At 61.5% G+C, this 24209-nt stretch carries 25 protein-coding genes and 1 tRNA gene; 19 read left to right on the forward strand and 7 right to left on the reverse strand.

The genetic code is table 11. The features are described 5' to 3' along the window. Positions 1-2: 2 nt before the first annotated feature. The 13 genes from VUN82_04280 to VUN82_04340 all read left to right on the forward strand — a co-directional run bounded on the left by VUN82_04280 (position 3) and on the right by VUN82_04340 (position 11189). Positions 3-806, forward strand: a complete 804-nt coding sequence (locus VUN82_04280; protein XAS73078.1) for an ATP-binding cassette domain-containing protein — start codon at positions 3-5, stop codon at positions 804-806. Further along, on the forward strand, positions 803-1888 hold the full coding sequence (locus VUN82_04285) for an ABC transporter permease (protein XAS73079.1): 1086 nt from the start codon (positions 803-805) through the stop codon (positions 1886-1888). Before VUN82_04280 ends, VUN82_04285 begins: the two co-directional genes overlap by 4 nt. 47 nt (positions 1889-1935) lie before the next feature. Further along, positions 1936-2763 (forward strand): hypothetical protein, encoded by an 828-nt coding sequence (locus VUN82_04290; protein XAS73080.1) that lies wholly within the window; start codon positions 1936-1938, stop codon positions 2761-2763. A 9-nt stretch (positions 2764-2772) separates the two neighbouring features. Then, positions 2773-3603, forward strand: coding sequence for an MBL fold metallo-hydrolase (locus VUN82_04295; protein XAS73081.1), 831 nt, complete (start codon positions 2773-2775; stop codon positions 3601-3603). Between the two features lie 28 nt (positions 3604-3631). After that, on the forward strand, positions 3632-5227 hold the full coding sequence (locus VUN82_04300) for an ABC transporter substrate-binding protein (GenBank protein ID XAS73082.1): 1596 nt from the start codon (positions 3632-3634) through the stop codon (positions 5225-5227). A gap of 79 nt (positions 5228-5306) precedes the next feature. Continuing rightward, positions 5307-5984 (forward strand): isochorismatase family cysteine hydrolase, encoded by a 678-nt coding sequence (locus tag VUN82_04305; GenBank protein ID XAS73083.1) that lies wholly within the window; start codon positions 5307-5309, stop codon positions 5982-5984. A 34-nt stretch (positions 5985-6018) separates the two neighbouring features. Further along, the gene (locus tag VUN82_04310; GenBank protein ID XAS73084.1) at positions 6019-6783 is read left to right on the forward strand and encodes an MBL fold metallo-hydrolase; all 765 of its coding nucleotides are present in this window, start codon (positions 6019-6021) and stop codon (positions 6781-6783) included. Further along, positions 6780-7604, forward strand: a complete 825-nt coding sequence (locus tag VUN82_04315; GenBank protein ID XAS73085.1) for an MBL fold metallo-hydrolase — start codon at positions 6780-6782, stop codon at positions 7602-7604. The genes VUN82_04310 and VUN82_04315 overlap by 4 nt, the downstream gene beginning before the upstream one ends. A 38-nt stretch (positions 7605-7642) precedes the next feature. Further along, entirely contained in the window at positions 7643-8575 is a 933-nt protein-coding gene (locus VUN82_04320; GenBank protein XAS73086.1) for a polysaccharide deacetylase family protein, read from the forward strand. Continuing rightward, on the forward strand, positions 8575-9000 hold the full coding sequence (locus VUN82_04325; GenBank protein ID XAS74603.1) for a cupin domain-containing protein: 426 nt from the start codon (positions 8575-8577) through the stop codon (positions 8998-9000). The genes VUN82_04320 and VUN82_04325 overlap by 1 nt, the downstream gene beginning before the upstream one ends. Positions 9001-9013: 13 nt before the next feature. Then, positions 9014-9736, forward strand: a complete 723-nt coding sequence (locus VUN82_04330) for an aldolase/citrate lyase family protein (protein ID XAS73087.1) — start codon at positions 9014-9016, stop codon at positions 9734-9736. 113 nt (positions 9737-9849) lie between these two features. Further along, a complete protein-coding gene (locus VUN82_04335; protein ID XAS73088.1) occupies positions 9850-10467 on the forward strand; it encodes a cupin domain-containing protein in 618 nt (205 codons plus the stop codon). 2 nt (positions 10468-10469) lie between these two features. Continuing rightward, a complete protein-coding gene (locus VUN82_04340) occupies positions 10470-11189 on the forward strand; it encodes a hypothetical protein (protein ID XAS73089.1) in 720 nt (239 codons plus the stop codon). A 44-nt stretch (positions 11190-11233) separates the two neighbouring features. Here VUN82_04340 and VUN82_04345 read toward each other — a convergent pair whose 3' ends face one another. Then, a complete protein-coding gene (locus VUN82_04345; GenBank protein ID XAS73090.1) occupies positions 11234-12163 on the reverse strand; it encodes a polysaccharide deacetylase family protein in 930 nt (309 codons plus the stop codon). A gap of 91 nt (positions 12164-12254) precedes the next feature. Between VUN82_04345 and VUN82_04350 the strand changes: the two genes are divergently transcribed. Both VUN82_04350 and VUN82_04355 read left to right on the forward strand, forming a co-directional pair. Beyond that, positions 12255-13628, forward strand: a complete 1374-nt coding sequence (locus VUN82_04350) for an amidohydrolase family protein (protein ID XAS73091.1) — start codon at positions 12255-12257, stop codon at positions 13626-13628. A 208-nt stretch (positions 13629-13836) separates the two neighbouring features. After that, positions 13837-15243, forward strand: a complete 1407-nt coding sequence (locus tag VUN82_04355) for an amidase (GenBank protein XAS73092.1) — start codon at positions 13837-13839, stop codon at positions 15241-15243. A 185-nt stretch (positions 15244-15428) separates the two neighbouring features. On the opposite strand, the gene VUN82_04360 is transcribed toward VUN82_04355, so the two are convergent. Beyond that, a tRNA-Thr gene (locus VUN82_04360) sits at positions 15429-15501 on the reverse strand. A gap of 217 nt (positions 15502-15718) precedes the next feature. On the opposite strand from VUN82_04360, the gene VUN82_04365 reads away from it, so the two are divergent. Next, positions 15719-16450 (forward strand): HAD family hydrolase, encoded by a 732-nt coding sequence (locus VUN82_04365; GenBank protein ID XAS73093.1) that lies wholly within the window; start codon positions 15719-15721, stop codon positions 16448-16450. Between the two features lie 25 nt (positions 16451-16475). Here VUN82_04365 and VUN82_04370 read toward each other — a convergent pair whose 3' ends face one another. From VUN82_04370 to tmk, 3 genes are read right to left on the reverse strand one after another with little or no spacing between them, the layout of a single operon-like run. Beyond that, positions 16476-18083, reverse strand: coding sequence for an alpha/beta hydrolase (locus VUN82_04370; protein ID XAS73094.1), 1608 nt, complete (start codon positions 18081-18083; stop codon positions 16476-16478). An 8-nt stretch (positions 18084-18091) separates the two neighbouring features. Continuing rightward, a complete protein-coding gene (locus VUN82_04375; protein XAS73095.1) occupies positions 18092-19243 on the reverse strand; it encodes a DNA polymerase III subunit delta' in 1152 nt (383 codons plus the stop codon). Then, positions 19240-19914 carry a dTMP kinase gene (tmk, locus tag VUN82_04380; protein XAS73096.1) on the reverse strand — a complete coding sequence of 225 codons (675 nt, stop codon included), beginning with the start codon at positions 19912-19914 and terminating at the stop codon, positions 19240-19242. Before tmk ends, VUN82_04375 begins: the two co-directional genes overlap by 4 nt. A 74-nt stretch (positions 19915-19988) precedes the next feature. On the opposite strand from tmk, the gene VUN82_04385 reads away from it, so the two are divergent. Beyond that, on the forward strand, positions 19989-21173 hold the full coding sequence (locus VUN82_04385; protein XAS73097.1) for an aminotransferase class I/II-fold pyridoxal phosphate-dependent enzyme: 1185 nt from the start codon (positions 19989-19991) through the stop codon (positions 21171-21173). Positions 21174-21183: 10 nt separating this feature from the next. Continuing rightward, the gene (locus tag VUN82_04390) at positions 21184-21525 is read left to right on the forward strand and encodes a DUF2516 family protein (GenBank protein XAS73098.1); all 342 of its coding nucleotides are present in this window, start codon (positions 21184-21186) and stop codon (positions 21523-21525) included. Here VUN82_04390 and VUN82_04395 read toward each other — a convergent pair. Continuing rightward, complete coding sequence (locus VUN82_04395; protein XAS73099.1) at positions 21510-22349, reverse strand: class I SAM-dependent methyltransferase; 840 nt, start codon at positions 22347-22349, stop codon at positions 21510-21512. The genes VUN82_04390 and VUN82_04395 overlap by 16 nt on opposite strands. Before the next feature lie 132 nt (positions 22350-22481). Between VUN82_04395 and VUN82_04400 the strand changes: the two genes are divergently transcribed. Beyond that, a complete protein-coding gene (locus tag VUN82_04400; GenBank protein ID XAS73100.1) occupies positions 22482-23228 on the forward strand; it encodes a phosphoglyceromutase in 747 nt (248 codons plus the stop codon). Positions 23229-23380: 152 nt separating this feature from the next. Here the strand turns inward: VUN82_04400 and phoU are convergent, their stop codons facing one another. After that, positions 23381-24034, reverse strand: a complete 654-nt coding sequence (gene phoU / locus VUN82_04405) for a phosphate signaling complex protein PhoU (GenBank protein ID XAS73101.1) — start codon at positions 24032-24034, stop codon at positions 23381-23383. Between the last annotated feature and the right edge of the window lie 175 nt (positions 24035-24209).

A 24209-nucleotide genomic window follows, 5' to 3' on the forward strand; every position in this document is an offset into this window, starting at 1 on the left:
CCATGCCCATCATCGAACTGAAGGATGTTCGGAAAACGTTCCGAAGCCCCCAAGGGCAGCTTGTCACGGCGGTGGACGGAGTTTCACTTGCCGTCGAACGGGGCGAAACCTTGGGGATCATTGGTGAAAGCGGCTCCGGCAAGTCCACGCTGGGCCGCCTGATTCTTAGGCTCATTGAAGCAGATTCCGGAACCATCCTCCTGGAAGACGAGGACATCCGGGGCTTGTCGAAAGCACAGCTGAGGAAACGACGCCGGCGCTGGCAGATAGTCTTCCAAGAGCCTTTCGCGTCACTGAACCCCCGTTTGACGATCCGCCAGATTGTCGAGGAGCCTCTGATCGTTGCAAAGACATACGGCTCGCGGGCTGAACGTCTGCGCCGTGTCACGGAAACGCTCGAAGAAGTGGGATTGTCTCAGGAATTCCTCAGCAGGCGTCCCGCGAACCTCAGTGGTGGCCAGCAGCAACGGGTGGGAATCGCCCGCTGCCTGGTGACTGACCCGACGTTGATAGTCCTGGATGAACCGACGTCCTCGCTGGACCTGACGATCCGGGCATCAATCCTGCGCATGCTGGCCAAGCTCCAAGTGGCCAGGGGATTGACCTACGTCTTCGTGTCCCACGACATCGATACAGTCCGGCACTTTTGTACGAGCGTGGCTGTAATGCATCGAGGACGGTTCGTCGAGACGGGTTCCACGGATGACGTTCTTTCAAATCCCCAAGAGTCCTACACCCAGACCCTGATGTCCGCGGCGATGCCTCCCATTCCCTATAACCCAGGAGCCAAGGAGGCCATGGCATGATCCGCTACATCCTCTCCCGACTTGTTATTGCGTTCCTGCTCCTGTTGGGGCTCATTAGCCTGAGCTTTGGCCTGGTTTCCTTGCTCCCCGGCAACCCGGCGGTGGCCCTCCTCGGCGAGTATGCCACTGAAGCTGATATCGCCCGCATCAATGCCCAGCTTGGGTTGGACCAGCCATTTTGGGAACGCTACTTCCACTACATTGGCCGTACTTTGAGTGGGGACCTGGGGAATTCGTTCTTCACGGGAAGCTCCGTTTCGAGTGAGATCTGGACACGGTTGCCCAACACGCTTGTCTATCTTGTGCCTGGGCTTTTGCTTGCCCTGCTCATAGGCATGGGAATGGGCACCCTTGCGGCCTACCGATATGGGCGCCCGGCAGACAAAGCATTCACTGCCGGCGTTTCTGTCCTGATGGCCATGCCGGAGTTTGTCCTGGCGCTCCTTCTCCTCTTTATCTTCTACCAACAACTCCATTTGGCCCCCGCACCCTTGGGTATGTTGTCCAGCTCCGATATCCCTCCCCCCAAAGTCACGGGATCTTTGGCGCTGGATGCCATGCTCGCCGGGCAATGGGGGACCCTGCAGTCCATTTTCAGCAGGGCGGTGCTGCCGATCATTACCATGGGGTTGTTTTTTGCGGCTCCTTTTGGAAAGACCGTTCGGACAGGTCTCCTTCAAGTGCTCAACTCACCGCAGATCGAGTTTGCGAGGGCGTGCGGATTGAAGCCGCTGCAGGTATTCCGTTACGCGCTCAGCGACGTGCGCGGGGCTTTGATGACCTACATGGTGCTGTTGTTCGCTGCTGCACTGAGCGGCGCGGCAATTGTGGAAAGTGTCTTCTCCTGGCCAGGCGTTGGTGGCTGGTCATTGGACGGAGTGCTTAAGGGCGATGTACCCGTCATCCAAGGATTTGTGCTGATCATGGGTGCCACGAGCCTCCTTGGGTACGTGCTGCTGGACACCCTTATCACGCTCCTCGATCCGAGGACTCGAAACAACGTCGTCCACGGGGTAAAGCGTCCCTCGAAGCTGGGCCCTGCTGCGCAGCCAGCGGTGGAGCCCGTTGTGCAACAGGGCTAGCCCAAGAAAATCCTTGACAAAACCTTCAGATTCAATAGATTGAAGATATGTTCACTTCATTGCATACAGACAAGTTGACGGTCCTCGGCGGAAACATCCCGCTCGACGGCCGCGTGAGCTGGGTTCCAGAAGGTGCAACAGGCTTCCAGCCGTCGAACGCTTACCTCCTGACCGAAGGAACTTCCCGCCTTCTGGTTGATTCAGGTTTGGCTGTCCACAGCGAAGAGATCCTCGAGGACCTGGCGGAGCTTATTGGTGAAGGCGGGGGAGTATCCATCTTCTTCACCCGGAGCGAGATGGATTGTGTGTCCAACCTCGAACCGATCGCCGGGCGGTTCGACATCGAGCGGCTCTTCACTGGCGGGGTAATCAACCCCTTCGATGCCTTCGATGACCTGAGCCGGATGGCACTTCGAGGCAGGCGCCACCAGATCGACGCACACAGGACCGAAGAGGGTGACTCCCTTGCCCGGGCTGCCGAGATCGAGATAGCGCCCGGTCGCGTGCTCCAAGTGGAATCGCCCCTGCTGCGCCTCCTTCCCACATTCTGGGGCTGGGACGAGGAGACAGGCACGCTGTTCACCTCGGATACCTTCACGCACGGTGTTATGGATCGGCCCGACGGGCAGCGCATCATCGACTCCACCGTGGAGGACACCACCACGGTGGAACAGGTGGCCGGACACTTGTATGCGAAGTACGAGTGGATCCCGCGCTCCACATGCGAACCCCTGAGGGAATGGCTGCAGGAAAAGTTCCAAACCTTGGACCCCGAGATCATTGCCCCTTCCCGCGGTTGCGTTCTCAAGGGCCGCGACGTGGTGCGGCGGCATTTGGATTTCATGCTCGACGCCCTCACCCCGCAGTTGGTTTAGGAGAGAATCATGGAAGAACAACTCGTAGAAACGATGAGCAGCGACCTCCCACGCAGCGTCGCGAAGGGCGTCACGTGGATGAGTTCCTGCCTCCCGTTCCACTTGGCCGACCGCGTAATCCACGGCCATAACTCCACCTACTTGGTCCAGGGAGAACACTCGTCCATCCTGGTCGATACTGGCAACCCGTCCAGCTGGCCGATCATTTCAAGCACTCTGGACGAGCTGCTGGATGGACGCGAGCTGACGTACGTTTTCCCCACGCACCCTGAGCTTCCCCACACCGGAAACCTGCCCAGGCTGGTGGAGAAGTATCCGAACATCCAGGTGGTGGGCGACACCCGCGACTACCACTTGTTCTACCCGCAGATCGTTCCGAATCTCCACGCAAAGGTGCCTGGCGACAAAGTGGATCTGGGTGGGCAGGAGTTTGTGGTTGTGGAGGCCCTCATCCGGGACCTGCCCAACACGCAATGGGGATTTGCCCCTGGAGCAGGCGTGCTCTTCACTGCGGACGGCTTCTGTTACATGCACCGTCCCGAACTCGACGACGAAGACCCAGTACACCTCCCCGGCGAATGCGGTTTGACCACCGGCGAACTGCAGGTTCCCATCGCCGTCGAGAACGCCGCCTTCTTCACCGGAAGCGCCCTTTATTGGGCGCGCTTCGCAAACGACGCAGACGCAGTTTACGATCGCGTTCTTCATCTTATTGATGAACTCGGCGTCACCTCCGTGGCCCCCACCCACGGCAACTTCATCAGCAACATCCGCGACGTGGAGCCCATCATTCGGGCGGGCCACAAGCGGGCATACCGCTACGAGACTGCACAGTCGTAGCTTCCCCCCAATAAACGGAGCCACCTTCATGAAAAGTCTGCGTTTGCTCACCGGAGGCGCTGCAATTGCCCTCACCACATCCCTTGTTGCCTGCGGAGGTCCAGCCCCGCAAACTGCAGCTACCAAATCCATAGAAAACGTTGTTGTTGCCGTGGGCGCCCTGCCTGACAGCCTGACGCCGGCGCCTTGGGGAGGCAGCGCCTCGCACGTAGTGCTCAGTGGACTCGGCTCGCAACTCCTCGAATACAAGATGGGAACAAGCGACGGCAAGTCGTGCCCCGCGCCGTCCACAGAAGTATCGGGTCGCCTGGCCGAAAGCGCCAAACCAAGCCCTGATGGAACGGGCGTGATTGTCACCCTTCGCAAGCTGACGAGTCAGTTTGGAAACACCCTGTCGGCCGAGGACGTCCGATGGAGTTTCGACATCGGCATGAAGCGTCAGCCGGTTATGAAGGGGACGCTGAAGAGCAGCGGCTTCAATGTTGACAACCTGGTCAAGGTGATCGACGAGCACACTTTCCAGCTGAACACCACCGGACTTACCTCTTACACAGAAGAATCATTGCAAAACAACCTCTTCTACATCCACGACAGCACGGAAGCAAAGAAGCATGCGACGGCGGATGACCCCACCGCCAACGCCTGGCTTTCGAAGAACCTCGCCGATTACAGCGGCTGGAAGCTGGAAGAATTTACTCCCGGTGCATCCCTGACCGTGACGGCGGATCCTCAGTGGGAGGGCACTCGCGGCACCGTGAAGCGTGTATCCGTCAAGGCTGTCCAGAGCACCGCTACCCGCAGCCAGCTGGTCGAAACCGGTGAAGTTCAGGTAGCCAATGGCTTTGAATACGACCAGTACAAGTCACTGGAGAAGTCTCCGGGCGTGACTGTCATGAACTGCCCCAGCCAGACCCGCGACACCATGATGATCAACACGAAGACCGGTCCACTTGCCGATCCCAAGGTTCGGCACGCAGTCTCCATGGCTATCGACCGCGAAGCACTGATCAAGGGTGCCTACGCAGGCTTCGGTGAACCCGCAAAATCGATCTTCCCCAATGTTGACGAATCTGCGATCTACAAGTTCAACAAGGACGAAGCCAAGAAGCTGCTCAGCGAGGCCGGATACGGCAATGGCTTCCCGATGACCCTCAGCTACAGCGTTACGCGTCCGGGGCCTGTAGCGGCCAAGTCCGCGGTCCTGATCCAGTCCATGCTCAAGGAAGTCGGCATCGACGTCCAGTTGCAGAATGTGGCCAGCTCCACCGACTTCTCGACGGCGCTCATCGATGGCCGTTACCAGGCAGTGCTGTACTCGGAGCCGATCGTCATTGCCGATCCCGCCTTCTACAGCTACGCGTTCTACGGCAGTGCCGCCCCCAGCAACAGCACCGGCTGGTCCAACCCTGAATTCGATAAGGCACGCAGCGAACTCGCAGCAACTCCGGACCAGGAAACGGAGAAGCGTGATGGCCTCCTGAAGAAGATGGCCGGGCTGGTGGATGAGGGCGCAGCCATTCTGTCGCTCGTCGAGACCAGGGGAGTGCTGGTCACGAGGGAAGGTCTCACAGGCGCGGTTCCACTGACCAATGGCCAAATCTACTTCAATTCCCTGGGCCGCTAGGCCGCCAGTAGTTACGTGTGGTGCCGGTCGGTCGCCGTCGAAACCCGGCCGGCATCACCTTACAGAAGAAGGACTTCCGATGATTGAAATTTGCGGAAAGCAGGTCCGCGACACCCTGCAGGAGTTACTGGATCCAGCCACTACGGCCCTAGTGGTTATCGATATGCAGGAAGGGGCTGTCTACGCCGGCGGCGCCATCGGCGATTCCGGCCACGACCTGAGCATGATGCCTTCCGTGGCCAAGCGCTGCGGCAGGGCAATTGAGTCGGCCCGGAAGAACGGTGTTCCGATCTTCCACATCCGGGTCGAAAACCTTCCCGACGGCGCCAGCTCGCCTCCAGCGTGGCTGCGGGCTTTGTACACGGCTGCCAACGGGCGGCCGATCGATCTTGGCAGGCTCAGCCTCAAGGGCGATCCGGCTACGGAGTTTTGCGCCGAATGCATGCCCGAAGAGGGCGAAGTCATCATCACAAAGCGCCGCCCAAGCGCATTTGTAGGCACGGAATTGGCCCTCCTTCTCCGGAGCCAGGGCATTGAATCGGTCGCTCTGGTGGGTGTCTCCACAGGCGGTTGCGTCGAGGCTACCCTGCGGGACGCGGTTCACAACGATTTCTACGCAGTCCTGATCGAGGACGCTGTGGGCGCGTACGACACCGTGGTCCACGACGCTGCGCTGACTGTCATGAGGGCCCGCCACGATGTCTGCACACTGGACCAGGCCATTGAGGTTTGGGACTCGGCCGGCGCCGGCTCCTGATTCGACTGACGAGAATCATGGAGAGGAGAAGCCGTTGAATCCAGGCACAGCCCAGCGTGCGGTGGCCACCGACGCGCACCGCCTCATTGGAGACCGAGTTCACCGTTTGGCAGCAAACATCGTCCTGGACGAAAACGTGAGTTGGTGTCCGCCCGGGACCCGGACCATCCAGCCCGTGAATTGCTACCTCATTAAGGGAGACAACGGCTCAGTGCTGGTGGATACGGGTATCCGGCTACATGAAGCTGAAATCATCCAGCAGTTGGACTCACTCCTGGAACAGGGCGAACGGCTGGCTGTGGTGCTGACACGAACAGAAATGGAATGTTGCCTGAACCTTCCGGCCATCGAAGCACGGTTCAACGTCGAATCGGTCTGGTACACGGGCGGAATTACGGTGCCGAGGATGAGTGCGTCACCGCAGCGCATCATGGTCAATCCTGGAACCTCGCGTGAGGTGGAGGTTATCGATGGCCTGACGTTGGAGTTCGTGTCGCCGTTGATGCGGCTGCTGCCGACGCTTTGGATCTTCGATCCAGTCTCCAAGGTGCTCCTGACCTCGGACGGTTTCACCCATCGTTACCCGGGCAGCTCGACTGCTGAGGCGGGGCTGCAGAAATTCCAATGGTTTGCCCAGGCGGATACGAGGGACATTGCAGGGGACGTTGAAGAAGTAATCCTTCGGCGACAGGTTGCGGCCATCGGCCCCGGGTACGGGGAGCCGATCGTCGGCGCAGGCGAATCTGCCTCCGAGGCCGGCGCCCTGGCCGAGGCGATCAGGAAGGTGGGTCTTCAGTGAGTGCCGACGTTCCGGGCGCGGAGCCAACCAAGGGCCGCGTCATCGCAGAAGGGGTGTATTGGCTGGGCGGATGCCTGTCCGCCAGCGCCGAGGGACAGGAAGTCCACTACCACGTTTCGTCTTATCTGGTGATGGGCTCCGAAGCATCCATCCTGGTGGACACGGGAGATCCCGCGCATCGGGATACCGTCCTGGCCGAACTGGAGAATGCGCTTGGAAGCAGATCACTGGACTACGTCTTCCCAACGCATCCGGAAATCCCGCATGCTGGCAATCTTCCGGTTCTGTTGGAACGTTATCCGTCGGCTGTCGTCGTTGGGGACGTTCGTGATTATGCACTTCATTTCCCCGAGTATGCAGACCGTCTGACGGCCAAGCATGCTGGGGAGTCGGTCGCCCTCGGGGACAGGGAGTTCCACTTCCTTCCGGCCTACATTCGTGACCTGGAGAACACTCTCTGGGGTTACGACTCCGGTGCGGGGATCATGTTCGTTTCCGATGGCTTTTCCTACATCCACGACATACCAGGACCGGATGAGGACGATGAACCCGTGCATCTGCCCGGGCAGTGCCGTTTGCTCTCCACCGAAATGCCCGAACCGCCGTCCGTGGAACAGGCGGCGTATGGTACGGGCCGTGCCCTCTACTGGACCAAGTTCGTTGATGTGGGCACGGCGTTCCGAAGCATCGAGGAAGCCCTGGAGGACTACCCAACCAGCTTGATAGGGCCTGCCCACGGAAACGTCATTGACGACGTCCAGGGCATGCTCACGACATCGCTGGCTGCCCATCGCAAGGTTTACGAAGGGCGGAGGCTCTAAATGAACCCCCGTCACTATGATCAGCAAGGAGAGAGTCAATGCGGGACCTGATTGGATATGGGGAGAACCCCCCGATTGTCACTTGGCCTCATGGCGCCAAGGTTGCCGTCTCCTTGGTGCTGAACTACGAGGAAGGCGCTGAAAGTTCCATCGAAGCCGGTGATGAGCGGGACGAGGACGTTTCGATCTTTGGAGGGTGGTCCTCTGATCCCTCGCGGCGCAGCCTTATGAAGGAGTCCTTCTTCGAATACGGCAGCCGCGTCGGCATTTGGCGGTACCTGGGAATGTTGCGGGAGTACCACGTACCAGCAACTGTCATGGCTTGCGGAGCTGCCCTGGAACGGAACCCGGACGCGGCGCTGGCTATTGTCCGGGACGGTCATGAGATCTGTGCCCACGGCTACAAGTGGCGCGGAACCGTGGGAATGGAGCCGGATGAAGAGCGGCGCGAAATACGGAAGTCTTTGGCCGCCGTCGAGGCTGTGTCCGGAGTACGGCCGGTGGGCTGGTATGTCCGTGAGGGCATCACCGAGAACACGCGGACCATCCTGGCGGAGGAAGGCGTCCTTTACGATTCCAATTCCTACGCAGACGACCTTCCCTACTATGTGAAGGCCGGCACCCACAATCACTTGGTGGTGCCATATTCGGGTGACACGAACGATGCCCGCTTCTGGGGCAACGGGAGCCTGGGGACCGCGGAGGACTTCTTCAACGTGCTGAAGGACTCTCTGGACTGCCTGCTGATTGAGGGCGAAACCGTGCCCAAGATGATGTCCGTCGGGCTGCATTTGAGGATCGGCGGCCGGCCCAGCGTCGCCCACGGGGTGCGCCGTTTTCTGGAGTACGCCCTTGCCAAAGAGGGAGTCTGGTTCGCCACCCGCGAGGAGATCGCACGCTGGTGGATGGAGCACCCGCCTGTTGAGGCCAACGCCAGTTCGGCCGAGGCTGCTTTCGAGGGGGCGGCGTGATGGGAACAGGAGACGGGCAAACAGCCACGGTCAACATCGATCGCCTGGTGCACAACGTCCACGAGCAAGGCTTTACTGCCCTGGACAAGATAGGACTCAACGGTCAGCGCGACCAAGGCCTGGTCAGCACGCTCATTTCCCGGGACCTCAGTGGTTCTGATGATTTGTGCGTCAGCTGGGGTCGGATCCTTCCCGGTCAGCACCATCTATGCCACCATCACCCGGACGCGTCAGAGTTCTACGTTGTCCTTAGCGGAACCCCGATCGTCCATCTTGGCGACACCACGTACCGGGCAAAACCGGGCGATGGCATTTACATCCCACGCGGAACTACGCACGGACTTACCAACGATGGCTCGGAAAACGTGGAACTCGTTGTTGGCGTGAGCAAGCCTGCTGACTGGCAATTCGTCCCGGATGAGTGAGGAGGATCCACACGTGACCCAGGAACAGTCTTCGATCCTTAAACGCAGCGTTGGCATCATTACCGCCGATCCCACTCCCACTTTGCTGGCCCTCCTGGCGCACGCCGACGTGGACTTCCTGGTCCTCGATGCTGAACAGACAGGGATTTCCGTCGGGCAGTGCCGCGATGCAGTGCAGCGCCTGGCTGGCTCCGGGGTGCACGTGGCAGTGCGGGTACCGGATTTGGAACCGAACACCCTGGTGGCTTTCGCCAACACCGGTGTAGCCGAGATCGTCCTTCCGCAGGTCCGGACGGTGGACCAACTCGAACAGGCCTACGAGGCCACGAGGTATGCGCCCCTGGGATCGCGCCCCCACCAAGTAACACCCGCTTCGTCATTTGGCATGGACTATTCTTCCTCTCCGTTGCTCACCGTCTTGTTCGAGACAGCGGAAGCTGTGGAACGCGTCAAGGAGTTCGTTGACAGTGTCGCGTTTGGCGGAGGCTGGGTGGGGCCGACTGACCTGGGGGCGGACCTCCGTCGACTGGGAGAAGAGCGCCCTGAAGCCTTGCAGGAAGCCATCCAGCATGTGGTGGACATTGTTGCAGGGGCCGGTTACAGCATCGGAGTTCCGGCGCCGGCAATGGCCGCAGCGGCGACTGTTTTTCGCCGTGGCGCTGACCGTTGTGCCGTTTATTGGGAGAAAGAGGTTGCTTCCATGTTGACCGGTTACGCCGGGTTGCGGGCGGCGTGAGCAACTTTGCCAGGGCCGCTGGGGCCGTTGAATCCAGTGTCTTTAAAAAGGCATCCAAGCCAAATCATCTTCGATATACTGACGCAAAACCGAGGACTAATGAAGGAGTCGTCGTGGACGGTACGGACACAGCACAAGGCGAAGTAACCGAGTCCCTGGAACGCGACTTCTGGATTGCCCATCTTGGGGCCATGATCAAGCAGCAGCGACTCGGCCGCTTCACGGTGGAGGAGCTTGCTGAACGCGCAGGTGTCAGCGCGGGGCTCATCAGTCAGATCGAGCGCGGAATCGGCAATCCTTCCTTTGCGACGCTTCTTCGTTTGGCGAACTCGCTGGACCTTCCGCTGGCAAGCATGTTCATGGACCCCAATGAGGGCCAGGACCACATGCTGGTACGCCGGGCGGACAGGCGGCGAATCGAAATTCCTTCCCAGGGCATCATCATGGAGCTGATCGTTCCGGATTCAGAGCGAAAGCTGGGTGTCATCAGCATGACCATTCCGGCCAACTTCGAGGGCGCACACGTTCCGCATTCCCATGAGGGCGAGGAGTGTGTCATTCTGCAAGCAGGCACCCTGGTGGCGACCATCGGGGGCCAGGATTTTGTCCTTGAAGCGGGCGATAGCCTCACATACGACGCTTCCTTGCCACACTGGTGGAGCAACCAAACGAATTCGGCCGCAGTCATGCTCGCGATATCCACACCACCCTCGCTCGGCAAAGCGCACTGATCGTGGGCGTTCCTGGCCCGGCGACCAGGCTTGGCATCCTGGTCCCATCGAGCAATTCGAATGCAGAAACGCTCACAGCCTCGATCGTTGCGGAACAGCCCGACCTTGGAGTGCACTACACACGCTTCCGTCTGCCTCCAAGTCTTGATGATCCAGTTGATCTGGGCGTCCTTGGAGAGGCTCCTTCCTTGTTGAACGACGCCGAGCTGCAAGGCGTTGCTTTCCACGGCACTTCCGGCTCCTGGACGGGTATCGCCGGCGATCAGGATCTATGTGCCGGGCTCAAGTCCATGTGCGGGGCGCCGGCCACCACAGCCTCCTTGGCCGTCGTCGAGGCCCTTGCTGCATTGCAGGCAACACGCATCGGCCTCGTTTTTCCGGGGCCCGGAGGTATCGCGTCGCTGATTCAGGAGGAGTATGCCGCGCACGGCATTGACGTTAAGGGTATTTCGGTTCCAGAAGTTGTGATGACCAACCCGGAAATAGCCAGGCTTGACCAGTCCGGAGTGGTGGGGCTGATGAGGCCCGCCTTCACTCGGGACGTGGATGCCGTGGTGTGTATTGGAACCAACCTTCGCTCGGGATACTTCGTGGCCGGTCTCGAGCAGGAGTTCGGCATTCCCGTGGTGGACAGTGCTATCGCGACCATATGGCATCTGCTCCGCGTCGCCGGAGTCGCCCGCGCCATCCCGGGATGGGGAGCGCTGCTGGCTTTGGAGTAGAAGCGGCCTCGAAGCCAGCTTCGCGGTACTCCACTTAGGTGACCCTACGACGTCGGAGGTCCGCCCGCCGTCGTCTGCTCCGCCGTCGTAACCCGCAGCCAGGCATTGACGATGTCCTGCCGGGTCGCGAACCAGACATCTTTCTGCTGTGCATAGGTTATGAATCGCTCAAGCGCCACTGCATACGCCGGCCGTCCGATGAGCCGCGGGTGGAGGCCCACGCTCATCACGGAGGGGCCGCCGCGGGGGTCTTCGAGCAGCATGTCCAAGGCAGCGATCAGATGATTGCCGAACGCCGTCGCGGTGGGAAATTGCTTGAACAGCCCGGAATCGTTGGTGTCGCCTGCGTATGGCAGCACGGGAAGACGCGGGTTTCCATGACCGCTGCCCCAGTGCGGCAGGTCGTCGTTGAAGCTGTTCGATTCGTAGGTGAACCCGGTGGTGGCGAGCACCTGGCGCGTCCCCGGCTTGAGTCCATCACGCGAGTACCAGCTCGTGGGAGCCAGGCCTGTGCTGGCCTCTATCGCATTCTTGGAGGCGACGATCAGGCGCTGCTCCGCTTCGTCGTCGAGGTCTGTGTGAGTGTCCCACTGGTGCCCGTGATCTGCGATCTCATGTCCGTCGCGGACCAATGCGGCAGCGATTGGAGGGTTGAGTTGCAACGCTACTGCACAGCAGAATGCGGTGGCGCGGACGCTATGCTTCCGCAGGATCCTTAGTAAGCGCCAGATCCCAGCCCTGGAGCCGTATTCGAACGCCGATTCCAAGGTGATGTTCCGTTCCGCTGATGCCTGGGCGGGAATCCAATGTGCCGCAAGATCATTGGCCTTGTCGCCGCGGGCGATGCTGCGCTCAGCACCCTCTTCAACATTGATCACCAAGGAAACCGCCACCTTGGCATTGCCCGGCCAGCGGAATTGTGGCGGAGTTTCGCCATATCCGATGAAATCCCGCTGCGTGGGCATCTGTGCCATTGGCTTCTCCGTTCGGGGGTTCCGGCGCCGCAGCCTTACGGCTATAGTGAAGCAAACTTCGATATGATGAAACTAGTCGAGAGGGGCGGAAATGTCTACGCTCATTCGCGGGGGCACGGTCATTACGGCCTCCGGCGAGACAGTCATCGACGGCGGAGCAGTAGTCATCCGTGATGGCCGGATTGCAGATGTGCTCCGCCGCTGGGATGCAGGACAAGCATTTGACGGCGATGTCATCGACGCGTCCGGCTGCGTCGTCATGCCAGGTCTCATCAATATCCACACCCACGGAGTGACGCCCGGCCCGCTGTTCCCGAGTGCGGCAGCGGCACTGCCCGCCGAGCGATGGATGGCGAATCTCGACAGGCACCTTCTAGCCGGAACCACCACTGTCCTTAGCCTGTGTGGTTTCGCTTCGATGGACGATGTCCGCGAAGCCGACAAGCGGCATGCCGTGCACGTTCGCGGAGCGACGACGCATTTGCCACATTGCTTGCGGGCCGCTGAATTGGCGGACGGGAAGGGTCTTACCACGGAGGCGGGGGAACTCACCGTTGAGGGGATGCTCGACGACGGTGCTATCGCCATCGGGGAGCTGGGCGGTGGCCAAACTTTGGGTGGGGGTGGGCAAGACCTCGTCTACATCCCGGCAGCCATCCAAAAATCCTCCGGCATTCGAGTCAGTATCGATCAAGCCCGTCGCATAAAAGAAGCAGTCCTGGGCAGGTTTATCGATATCCGTGCCTTCGATCCGGCCGAGCTGGCCGGGGCGGCCAGGGACGCAGGACTGGCGGATGCCTTCACAGCTACCCAATTGGCCAAGCTCGTCAGGGACACGGTGATGCCATCATTTGTCCCCGCCATAGAAGGGATCCGGGAGGGCGTCCGCGCAGCATCAAAGTTTGGCGTTCCGGCCATCGTCCACAGCGCATCAGCCACTGCCAGCGTCTTAAGGGAATTGATGGTCGAACTTGAGGGAACTGGAGCCACGCTCATCGCTGCCCACGCGAACCACCCTTCCCACACGCCGGCCGAGGCCCACGAACTGGCTGTCCTGGGCAACAAAATGGGTTGGCCTGCCGAGGCTTCGGTGTTTGACCTTCTGCACCGCAGGCGAACGATTAAGACGCGTGAGCACTGGGACTTGCTGCTTCAGGAGCCCGGACTGATCTCAGTCATCGGGACCGATTATGGACACGACGGCGATCATGACGAGCTAATTTCTGCCGTCCAGGACATCGCGGCGCGTGGACATCGTTCCTTGGCTGGTGCCGTTGCCATGGCCACCTCGGCTGTGGCTGACCTCGTCCCGGGTATCGCGCCCGGAAGTGGGCGTCTTGAGGCCGGGAGAGCCGGAGATGTAGTTGTCGCCAATGCCGAGGATTTCCGCGATGTACGCGTTGTCCTGGTGGACGGCGTCAGCGTGGTCCGCAATGGGCAGCTCACCCCGGAGGCCCACCGATGAGTGGGCCTTTCAAGAGGGCGCTCCCGCTAAGCAGTCACCATCTGGCCATCCTCCGTGATCTGGTTGGATCTTCAATTGCCCAGCAGGACCTTCCAGCGCTGGAGAGCGCGTACCGCGACTTCCGGACCGGGATGGATTCCTTGAAGGCTGCCTTTGAACAGCAAATTCTTCTGGAAAAGGAGACTGGCGCAAAACGGGAGGCGAATCCTTGACCGAAGCATGGGAGCTCGGCATCGCGGAAGCAGCAGTACTCATCCGTGGCCGCCATTTATCGGCAGTTGAACTGCTCGACTCTGTTCTGGACCGTGCCCGGGCCACGGAGGAGTATGCCCAAGCCTGGGCGCATATAGACGAACGCGGCGCGCGTGAAGCGGCCCGCATCGCCGATCACCTGGCCGTCGGAGGCCAGTTCGCAGGCAGCCTTCACGGGATTCCCCTTGGAGTGAAGGACGTCATCGACGTCCGGGGAATGCCGACGGAGGCCGGCTCCGAAAGCCTCCGCGGGAATATCGCCCTGGACGACGCCGGAGTGGTACGGCGACTCCGTGGCAACGGAGCCGTGATCCTCGGAAAGCTTCAAACACACGAGTTCGCTTTCGGACAAGGAACTCCACCGTCACGAAACCCTTGGGATCCTGACCGATATGCAGGCGGCTCATCCGTTGGGTCGGGCGTAGCCGTGGCTGTGGGATCCATTCCCGGAGCGCTGGGAACCGACACCGGTGGCTCCGTCCGAAACCCGGCTGCCGTCAATGGTCTGGTAGGGCTGAAGCCAAGCAACGGCGTCGTGTCTTCCTCCGGCATCCTTCACGTAAGCCACACCATGGACCAAGTGGGACCTATTGCCCGGAGCGTCGAAGACTGCGTCGCGCTGCTGGACGGCATGGTGGAACCACACGGGACCGCCCTGCTGGGGGGACTCGTGTCAGCGCAAATCCGGGACGCTACTGCCCCGGTCAGGCTTGGGGTTGATCGCAGAATGTGGTCGGAATGGGGAGTTACGGCGGAAGTCAGGGAGGCTGTGGAAGGAGCTTTGGGCATACTCAGGGACCTTAAATTCGAGGTCGTGGAACTTCCGCTTCCCGAGCTTGACCTGGCGCTGCATGCCAGCGTGGCAATCTCTCTTTCCGAAGCTGCCCAGCATCACCGCGCCAGGCTGGGAAGCGCGGCGGAACGATACTTGCCCGCCACGCGCATCATGATCGAAACAGGTGCACTGGCTTCGGAGGAGGACATTCATCTCGCGTGGCAGGTTAGGGAGCACCTCCGGTCGTTTTTGCCGCGGGCCATGGCACGGGCCGGGGTGCAGGCAGTGGTGTCACCTACCCTTCCGGCGATCGCCCCCTTGGCCCAGGCGATGTCCTCTGAACTCACAGGCTCTCCAGACGAGGGTTCCCTATCCGCAGCCCTTCGCATGCTGTCAGCTGCAAACCTGACCGGCATACCGGGGGTTAGTATTCCCTGCGGCTTCGTCAACGGGCAGCCCGTTGGCCTGCACATTATGGGACCGGAACACGCCGATGCCACAGTGCTCGCGATCGCCCAGGCCTATGAGCGCGCCACCCAATGGAAGGGGTTTGTGCCGGTCCACACGCTGCCACAAACCGTTGCGTAGGCATCTGACAGTCGGAGTGTGCTTGGCTGATGACACGCAAATTCCCTGAGGACCCGGAAACGGGCTGAGGACGCTTGGATTTCGGGGGCGTCAGCCCGTTGGTGTGGCGCGCACTAATACGGGTGTCGCCAGCGAAAATAACGAGAACCCCCGGAAATCCTTTGATTTCCAGGGGTTCTCAACCGAGCTTCCTATCAGAATCGAACTGATGACCTTTTCATTACGAGTGAAACGCTCTACCGACTGAGCTAAGGAAGCACCGCGTTCATCACCGGTTTCCCGGGCGATCACGCAAGACATAACTGTAATAGAGGCACCGCGCCCGGGTCAAAACGAGGGCGGTGGCGGCCGTTGCGGGGATGTTCACCTGCACGTCGGGCCGGGTTCAGGCGGCCTTCTCTCCGCCGCCGGAGGCTGGGAAATCAACGATGGCCGGTTACATCCAGCCACGGAAACCAGCCGAAGGAGCCGCTCTATGACCGCGGATGCAATGACCAGGGACACCAACAACACTCCCACCCGGCTGCGGCTGGCTGTGGTGGACATGGTGGGGACAACCATTACTGACGAGGGGCGCACGGAGCGGGCCCTGTCCCGTGCCTTGGCCGAGCACGGCGTAGAACCCGGCAGCAGCCGCTTCGAGAGCATGCTCGGCTACGCGCGCGACACCATGGGCTTTTCGAAAATGGCCGTCTTCGGGGACCTTTTTGGCGACCCCACAGTGGCCGAGAGCGCAAACAAGGTCTTCGAGAAGGCTTACGACGAGTTGATTGAAGATGGTGGTATCCGCGCGATTCCAGGCGCGGAGGACGCCATTATCTGGATGCGGGAGTCCGGCATGCAGGTTTGCCTCGCCACAGGCTTTGGCCGCCACACGCAGAACATGGTCCTCGAATCACTGGGGTGGATGGGCTTGGCTGACCTCAGCTTGTGCCCGGCAGATGCCGGACGGGGCCGGCCCTACCCGGACATGATCCTGACGGCGTTGCTCGCCTTGGACTTGGACGATGTCCGTGAGGTCGCCGTGATCGGAGACACCAGCTCAGACATGCTCTCAGGAGTCCGCTCGGGCGCATCGCTGATCGCCGGCGTCCTTACGGGCTCCCATTCGGAGGCGACGCTCCGCGCAGCGGGGGCCACCGTCGTCGTGGATTCCATCAAGCAGCTCCCGCTCCTGCTGGAGAAACGCGAAGCCAGGCACCTCTAACGGCACGGCTTAGGTCAACGCGGACCTAGCACTGGAGCCCGTCCTGCGGCAGTTTGCCGTCAACAAAGTAATCGTCGACGGCGGTGCTGACGCACGAGTTCGAGCGACCGTAGGCTGTGTGGCCCTCGCCTTCCCATGTGACCAGCGCGGCGTTTTCAAGCTGTTTGCGTAGGGACTGTGCCCACTCGAGGGGAGTGGCCGGGTCTCCAGTGGTGCCGATAACGACGATAGGGGCGGAGCCCTTGTAGTCCACCGGGGCAGGTGTGCGGGTGTTTTTGTACGGCCAGTCCTTGCAGGTGACCCCGCCGTAGGCGAAGAATGCGCCGAAAGTTGGAGATTCCTGCTTGAGCCGGGCTTCCTCGGCCCTCATCCCGGCGGTATCGGTGACCATCGGGTAGTCGAGGCAGTTGATGGCCTGGAACGCGAATGCGGAGTTTGAACTGTAAGTACCATTGGCCTCGCGGTCCGCGCCGAGATCGGCAATGCGCATCATCTGGGAGACGTCACCGGAGAAGGCACTGTCCAGAGCCTGGGTTAACGCGGGCCAGCTTTGGTTGTCGTAGAGCGGGAGGAAGAGCCCGTTGACGAACTCGGTCCCGGTCACGAGCCTCCCGTCCTTGGCTGTTTGGGGGTTCTGGTCCACTGCGTTGATGAGATCCCTGATTTCCTGGACCCCGTTGTCAACGGACCCACTGAGGGGGCAGTCCTTTTGACCAAGGCAGTCGTCAACGTACGTGCGGAGGGCCTTTTCAAAGGCTTTTGCCTGCCCCGCAGTCAGTTCCTCATTGCTGATGGACGGATCAACGGCACCGTCCAATACCAGGTGCCCGACGTTCTCTGGGAACAGCGACGCGTACGTGGAGCCGAGGAAAGTGCCGTAGGAATAGCCAAGGTAATTGAGCTTGGCATCGTTGACAACGGCACGCAGGACGTCCAGGTCCTTGGCAGCACTGACGGTATCAATGTGCTCCAGGACGGGTCCGGTCTTCTCTACGCACTTCTCAGCCAGGGACTTGTTGAAGGCCAAAGCGGCGGCCAGGCCCTCGTCAGTGTCCTCCCGGAATACTTTCGCGCGGGCGGCATCGCGTTCTGCGTCTGACAGGCACGTGACCGGAGCAGACCGCTTTACGCCGCGGGGGTCGAAGCCCACCATGTCGAAGTTGCCGCGGAGTTTTTCGGTGAAGTGGGTGTTTCCCGCGTCCTTGACGAAATCGACACCCGAGCCGCCCGGACCTCCGGGATTGACCAGGATGGAGCCCTTCTTGGTGCCAGTGCTGGGCAATTTAATGGCGGACAGCGTGATCTCGGCGGAGTCCGGATTGCCGTAATCCAAGGGAACCTTGACCTCAGCACACTGGAAGCCGTCCTCACACGAGCTCCATTTCACGGACTGTGAGTAGTACTTTTCGAGGCCTTTAGGCGCGGACGCTGCAATGGACGGGTCGACGGTGCTGGTGCTCGGCTTCGCAGTTGGTGTTGGAAGGAACGGCAAGGAGCAGGCACTGAGCACCAGCACGGAAGCAAGGGCCAAACAGAGGGCCGCGAAACCCCGCCGGCCACCCCCGGCCGCAGCAGGCTGGACAGACCGGTCCCTTGAGGGGGTACCGGCGGGCCGGCGAGGTGCGGACTTCATGGATTCTCCTATTGCTGGATGAGGCTCGTCGCCATGGACTCGACCGCCAACAGCGGTGCAACGTTGGTGGTGGTAATGCGGACACGGGCCTTGTTGATCGCGTCCATCCGGGCGAGGGTCGCTTCCGGGGTGGAGCGGGCGGCGTATTCTTCAAGATCGCTCTTGAGCTCAACGTTGACCAGCTCTACGGCGTTCCCCAATTGGATGATCAGGACGTCCCGGTAGAAGGACAACAGATCTGTCAGCGTGCGGTCCAGCGAGTCCGTGATGGAGCGCTTGGCACGGCGCTTTTGGTCGTCCTCAAGCTGCCTCACCTGGCTTCGCATGGACGGTGGCAGTGTGCCCGACTCCGGTGCACCAAGGCTTGCCAGGAGCGCGATTTTTTCGGCGGCGTCGCGCTCATCATTGGAGCTGTTGGCTTCATCGGTGGCGATTTTGACGAGCTTCTCCGCCATCATCACCGCTGCCGTAACCCCACGGAGCCCAAGCGGGATGCGAACCGTTTCGAGACGGCGTTCGCGGGCGTCCGCATCCCGGGCCAGGCGGCGGGCAATCCCGATGTGGCCTTGGGCGGCACGCGCTGCCCGGTCCGCGAGTTCGGGATCAATGCCGTCGCGCCTCACGAGCAGTGCGGCGACGTCGGAGGCTGGCGGAAGGCGCAGACTAACGGGACGGCAGCGCGAACGGATGGTGACCAATACGTCTGCGGGCGATGGGGCGCACAGCATCCAAATGGTACGCGGAGTTGGTTCTTCGATGGCCTTCAACAGGACGTTGGTGGTTCGTTCCGCCATGCGGTCCGCGTCCTCAACGATGATGATCCGCCAACGGCCAGTGGCGGGGCGGTCACCAGCCTTTGAAACAAGTTCGCGGGCCTCGTCAATGGTGATGGTGACCTTTTCGGTCCGCACGAACGTGACATCAGAATGGGTCTCGCCGAGGATCGTGTGGCATGCGGCGCACTCGCCGCAGCCCCGCAAAGTGACGTCGTCCTGCTCGCAGTTCAGCGCGGCAGCGAAAGCCTTGGCAGCATTGGAACGGCCCGAGCCCGGAGGGCCGGTAAAGAGCCAGGCGTGAGTGAGGCCGGATTCGCCCTGGGCTGCCTGCTTCAGCTGGGCAACCACCGGCGCCTGGCCTTGGAGGTCGTCCCAAACGCTCACAGGTGGTTCCCTGAAACGCGTTCGCCCAGCCCGCGCTCAGCCAGCAAGGCCTCCACCCGTTCAAGGATCTGCGCCGCCAGCGAGGCAATGTCGGACTTGGCCGGCAGCACCAGGTAACCCGAGGGAGCAGCGGCTGCGAGGTCGAGGAAGGCATGGCGGATGGTGGCATGGAACGCGTCGGGTTCGGATTCCAAACGATCCTCAGCAGCCGCGCCGGCGGTGCGGCGTTCGCGGCCGTCGGAGGGCTCGACGTCGAGCAGTACAGTCAGGTCCGGATGCAGGCCTTCCGTGGCCCATTCGTTAAGGGACAACACACCCTCTGCTCCAAGCCCACGGCCAGCACCTTGATAGGCAACAGACGAATCAATGTAGCGGTCCGTGATGACCACCCGCCCTGCTGCAAGCGCCGGGCGGATCACCTGGCTGGCGTGCGCTGCACGCGCCGCGGCGAACATCAGGGCCTCCGTGCGGGCATCGATGGTGCCGTGGCCATGGTCCAGGACAAGGGAGCGCAGCTTTTCTCCAATGGGAGTCCCGCCCGGTTCGCGGGTGCGCACCACGGACAGGCCCCGTGATTCGAGGGCGTCGCAGAGCCGGGCAGCCTGGGTGGACTTGCCGGCTCCATCTCCGCCTTCGAACGCGATGAAAAGACCGGGGCTCTGAATACTCACTTGTCTAGCCTACCGATCAGGGGCAAACCGTAACGGCTTTCATCCACAGGCTCGCCCACGACTACCCTGAAACCATGAGCCTTTCCGATCAGCGTGCTGCCGATTTGTCCCCGGAAACCGTTGTGGTGGCTGCGGGCCGCCCCGAGCGTAAACACGATGAACCGGTGAATCCGCCCATCGTCCTGTCCTCCACATACTTTGGAACTGGTTCTCTTGGCGACGGCGATCGTGGCTATGGGCGCTACGCCAACCCCACCTGGGACCCGTTCGAGGACGCCCTGGGCAAGCTGGAAGGCGCTGCCCTGCCCGGCTTGCTCTATGCATCCGGGCTTGCTGCCGTCAGCTCGGCCCTCTCCTTGGTACCTGCCGGTGGCGTTGTTGTCATGCCATCACACAGCTACTCGGGCTCGTTGGTCATGGCGACCGAACTTGCGGAGAAGGGCTTCCTGGACCTCCGGATTGTGGACATTACGGACACGGACGCAGTGAAGGCCTTGATCAGCCCGGCAGATGGCAAAGCCGCGGACCTGCTCTGGCTGGAAAGCCCCACCAACCCCATGCTCGGAATTGCCGATGTCCGGGCGCTCACCGACGCCGCCCACGCTGTGGGCGCGATCGTGGTCACGGACAATACTTTCTCCACGCCGTTGGTGCAGCAGCCGCTTAGCCTGGGCTCCGACGTCGTGCTTCACTCGGTGACCAAATACCTGGCGGGCCATTCCGACGTCGTCCTGGGCGCCTTGGTGACTTCCAACCCGGAACTGCGGGCCACGCTCCTTCACCACCGCATCATCCACGGCGGCATCGCCGGCCCGTTCGAAGCATGGCTGGCGCTCCGGGGACTCCGCACGCTTGCGCTGCGGATCGAACGTTCGCAAGCATCCGCGGCAGTGCTGGCCGAGCGCCTCAGCACCCATCCGAGGGTCGAGTCCATCCGCTATCCGGGCCTACCCGCGGATCCGGGGCATGAGCGCGCCAAGGACCAGATGAAGGGCTTCGGTTCCATCCTCTGCATCCAGATCGCCGGAGACGATGCCCGCAGCGGCGCCGAAGCGGCCGACGACTTGGTCCGTGCGCTTCAGCTCTGGCTCCCGGCGACATCCTTGGGCGGGGTTGAGTCGCTGATCGAACGTCGACGCCGGCACGCAGCTGAGCCGGTCAGTGTGCCGGAGAACCTGGTCCGTTTGAGCGTCGGGATCGAGAACGTGGAAGATCTCTGGTCCGACCTTGAGCAAGCACTGAAGTCGCTGGACAGTTAGGCTAAGGGGCGTGGACGGAAAATTCTTGATCGCGATTGTCACCAACGCGGTCTACTTCATCCTTGGCTTGGTGGCCGTTGTCCTTGAACTGTGGGCTTTTGTGGATTGCCTGCGCCACCGGCCCACGCTGTTCGTGGCCGCATCCAAGCGCACCAAGACGTTCTGGTTGGCCCTTACCGGCGTTGCCTTTGCCATCGGCGCGCTGACCCTGTTGAGCGGTGGAAGCGGCCTCGGCCTGTTCGGCATCGCCGCGGTGACGGCTTCCTGTGTGTACCTTGCGGACGTCCGTCCAGCAGTCCGGGAAGCAGGCAGCGGCGGCAACCGCAACGTCGGTCCTTACGGCCCCTGGTAAACAGCCCTCGGCGCAACCGCGTCCCAGTCCACCGTAACTTCACCCAGGCGCCACCGCGACGGACCATGCTGAAGCGGCCATCCGGCGTCGCGCAGTAAGCGGCACATTCCTGTCCAGCGCTGCCGGTTGCCGAACGATGCCAGCGGCGCCGCTTCCAGCCAGGCCTTGTCCATGGCCTGCAGGAATGTATGGATGGGTTCGCCAGGCACATTGCGGTGGATAAGGGCCTTAGGCAGCCTCTCGGCCACTTCCGACGGCAGCTCGAAATTGCCAAACCGCACTGAGAAACTGAGGCTCCGGGGCCCTGCCGGATCCAGTGCCACCCACGTGACGCACCGACCGATCTCATCGCAGGTGCCATCAATGAACAGGCCGCCCGGAGCCAAACGGGATTGAACCAGCCGCCAGATCCCGGCCACGTCGGCTTCCTCATACTGACGGAGCACGTTGAAGGCCCGCACAACTATGGGGTCACCGGGAACCGGCAGTTCGAAACCACCCACGTGGAAGCTGAGCCCGGGACGTTCAAGCACCTTAGCGGTTCGCACCCTGTCAGGCTCGATCTCGATCCCGCAGACGCGCACATCCGAGCGGACGGCCTGAAGACGCTCAAAAAGTTCGACGGCGGTAGCCGGCGAGGCGCCATAGCCCAGGTCCACAACCAAAGGGTCGACGGCGGCGCGGAGCCGCCACGCCTGCGGACCGGCGAGCCACCGATCGAGGCGGCGCATACGGTTGGGATTGGTGGTGCCGCGGGTGACGTTGCCAACAGGCTTCCCACTTCGACTTCGGGAAGTACTGACCCGTTCCGCTTTTTGCACCACGGTCCCCACTTTATCCTGCAACGCGGGGTCACTTATGGCCCGTTCGGAGCCGTCTAATGGGCCATAAGTGACCTCGCGTTGAGAAACGTAACGCCCGGCAAGGCACAGGACCCCTCGGCTAGGATGAAAACCATGACTTACAAGCTGATTCTGCTGCGCCACGGCCACAGCGACTGGAACGCCAAGAACCTGTTCACCGGCTGGGTGGACGTAGACCTGAACGACCAAGGCCGCGAAGAAGCAGTGCGCGGTGGGGAACTCCTGGTTGAGAACAACATCCTCCCGGACATCCTCTACACCTCGCTCCTGAAGCGGGCCATCAACACTGCCAACATGGCACTGGACAAGGCCGACCGCGGCTGGATCCCCGTCAAGCGCGACTGGCGACTCAACGAGCGCCACTATGGTGCGCTGCAGGGCAAGGACAAGGCCCAGACCCTCGCCGAGTTCGGCGAAGAGCAGTTCATGGAATGGCGCCGCAGCTACGACACCCCGCCGCCGCCCCTGTCCGACGACAGCGAATTCTCGCAGGCACACGACGTCCGCTACAAGGACCTCGGTGACGCCCTTCCGCGCACCGAATGCCTCAAGGACGTCCTTGTCCGCCTCCTCCCGTACTGGGAATCGGACATCAAGGAAGACCTCAAGGCTGGCAAGACCGTCCTGGTCACCGCGCACGGCAACTCCCTGCGCGCCCTGGTCAAGCACCTTGATGGCATCAGCGATGACGCCATTGCAGGATTGAACATCCCCACGGGCATCCCGCTGGTCTACGAACTGGACGAGGACTTCCAGCCGATCAACCCGGGCGGCACGTACCTGGACCCCGAGGCTGCGGCAGATGCGATTCTGGCTGTAGCCAACCAGGGCAAGAAGTAGGTTCTCCGCTACTGCCGCGGCGGCTGCTCGGTCGTTCCTCCCTTGGACGCAGCTCGCCCGCGGCACCAGCTACGAAGCGGTTTTAATCGACGACGGCGGCCGGTCACCTTAGGTGACCGGCCGCCGTCGCTGTTTACGTTGCAGGGAAGCTGCTAGAAACCCTCAGGCTGCCATTCGCCGGTCACCAGGTACGTGACCTTGCGGGCAACGGAGACGCCGTGGTCGGCGAAGCGCTCGAAGTAGCGGCTGGCCAGGGCCACATCCACGGTGGTGGAAGCAGTCTCGTTCCAGTCAGGGGAGGCGATCGCCTTGAAGACGCTGAGGTGGAGGTCGTCCACGGCGATGTTGATCTTGAGGATGTCGCGGGCCACCTCGAGGTTGCGGGTCTGGAGGAGTTCGATGACCTTGGCCGTGATGTCGATGTCGTGCTGGGCCATCGCTTTGAAGGTCTGGGTCAGCAACGCCGGGATGACGGTGGCGGGGTAGCGGAGGCGGGCCAGCTGCGCTACGTGTCGGGCGAGGTCACCCATCCGCTCCAGCGATGCGCTCATGCGGAGCGAACCAACAATCATGCGGAGGTCGCTGGCAACGGGACCCTGCAATGCCAGGATGTCGATGGCACGTTCGTCGAGGCTGTTCTGCAGGAAGTCGATGCGTGCGTCTGCAGCGATGACGTCCTGGGCAAGATCGACGTCGGCGCCTTCGAAGGCCGTAGTGGCCTTCGTGATTGCTTCGTGAACCAGTTTGGAAATCTCGACGAGGTCGTCACCGACCTGGGTGAGCTCCTCCTGAAAAACCTTGCGCACTAAGGCGTCCTTTCCTTGGAAATCCCGTCCTATGGTGGGGTGCGGATTTCAAATACCATTGGCAGTCCAACCAGTAACTGTGTCAGGAGCCAGTGAACGGTTGCGCACCTTTAGATGAACGTTAGTTGAACCGCCCCCGTTTGGCACCGGATCAACACTTTGGCGAGATTCAAGA

It is taken from the genome of Micrococcaceae bacterium Sec5.1 (genome assembly GCA_039636795.1).
GTDB lineage: Bacteria > Actinomycetota > Actinomycetes > Actinomycetales > Micrococcaceae > Arthrobacter.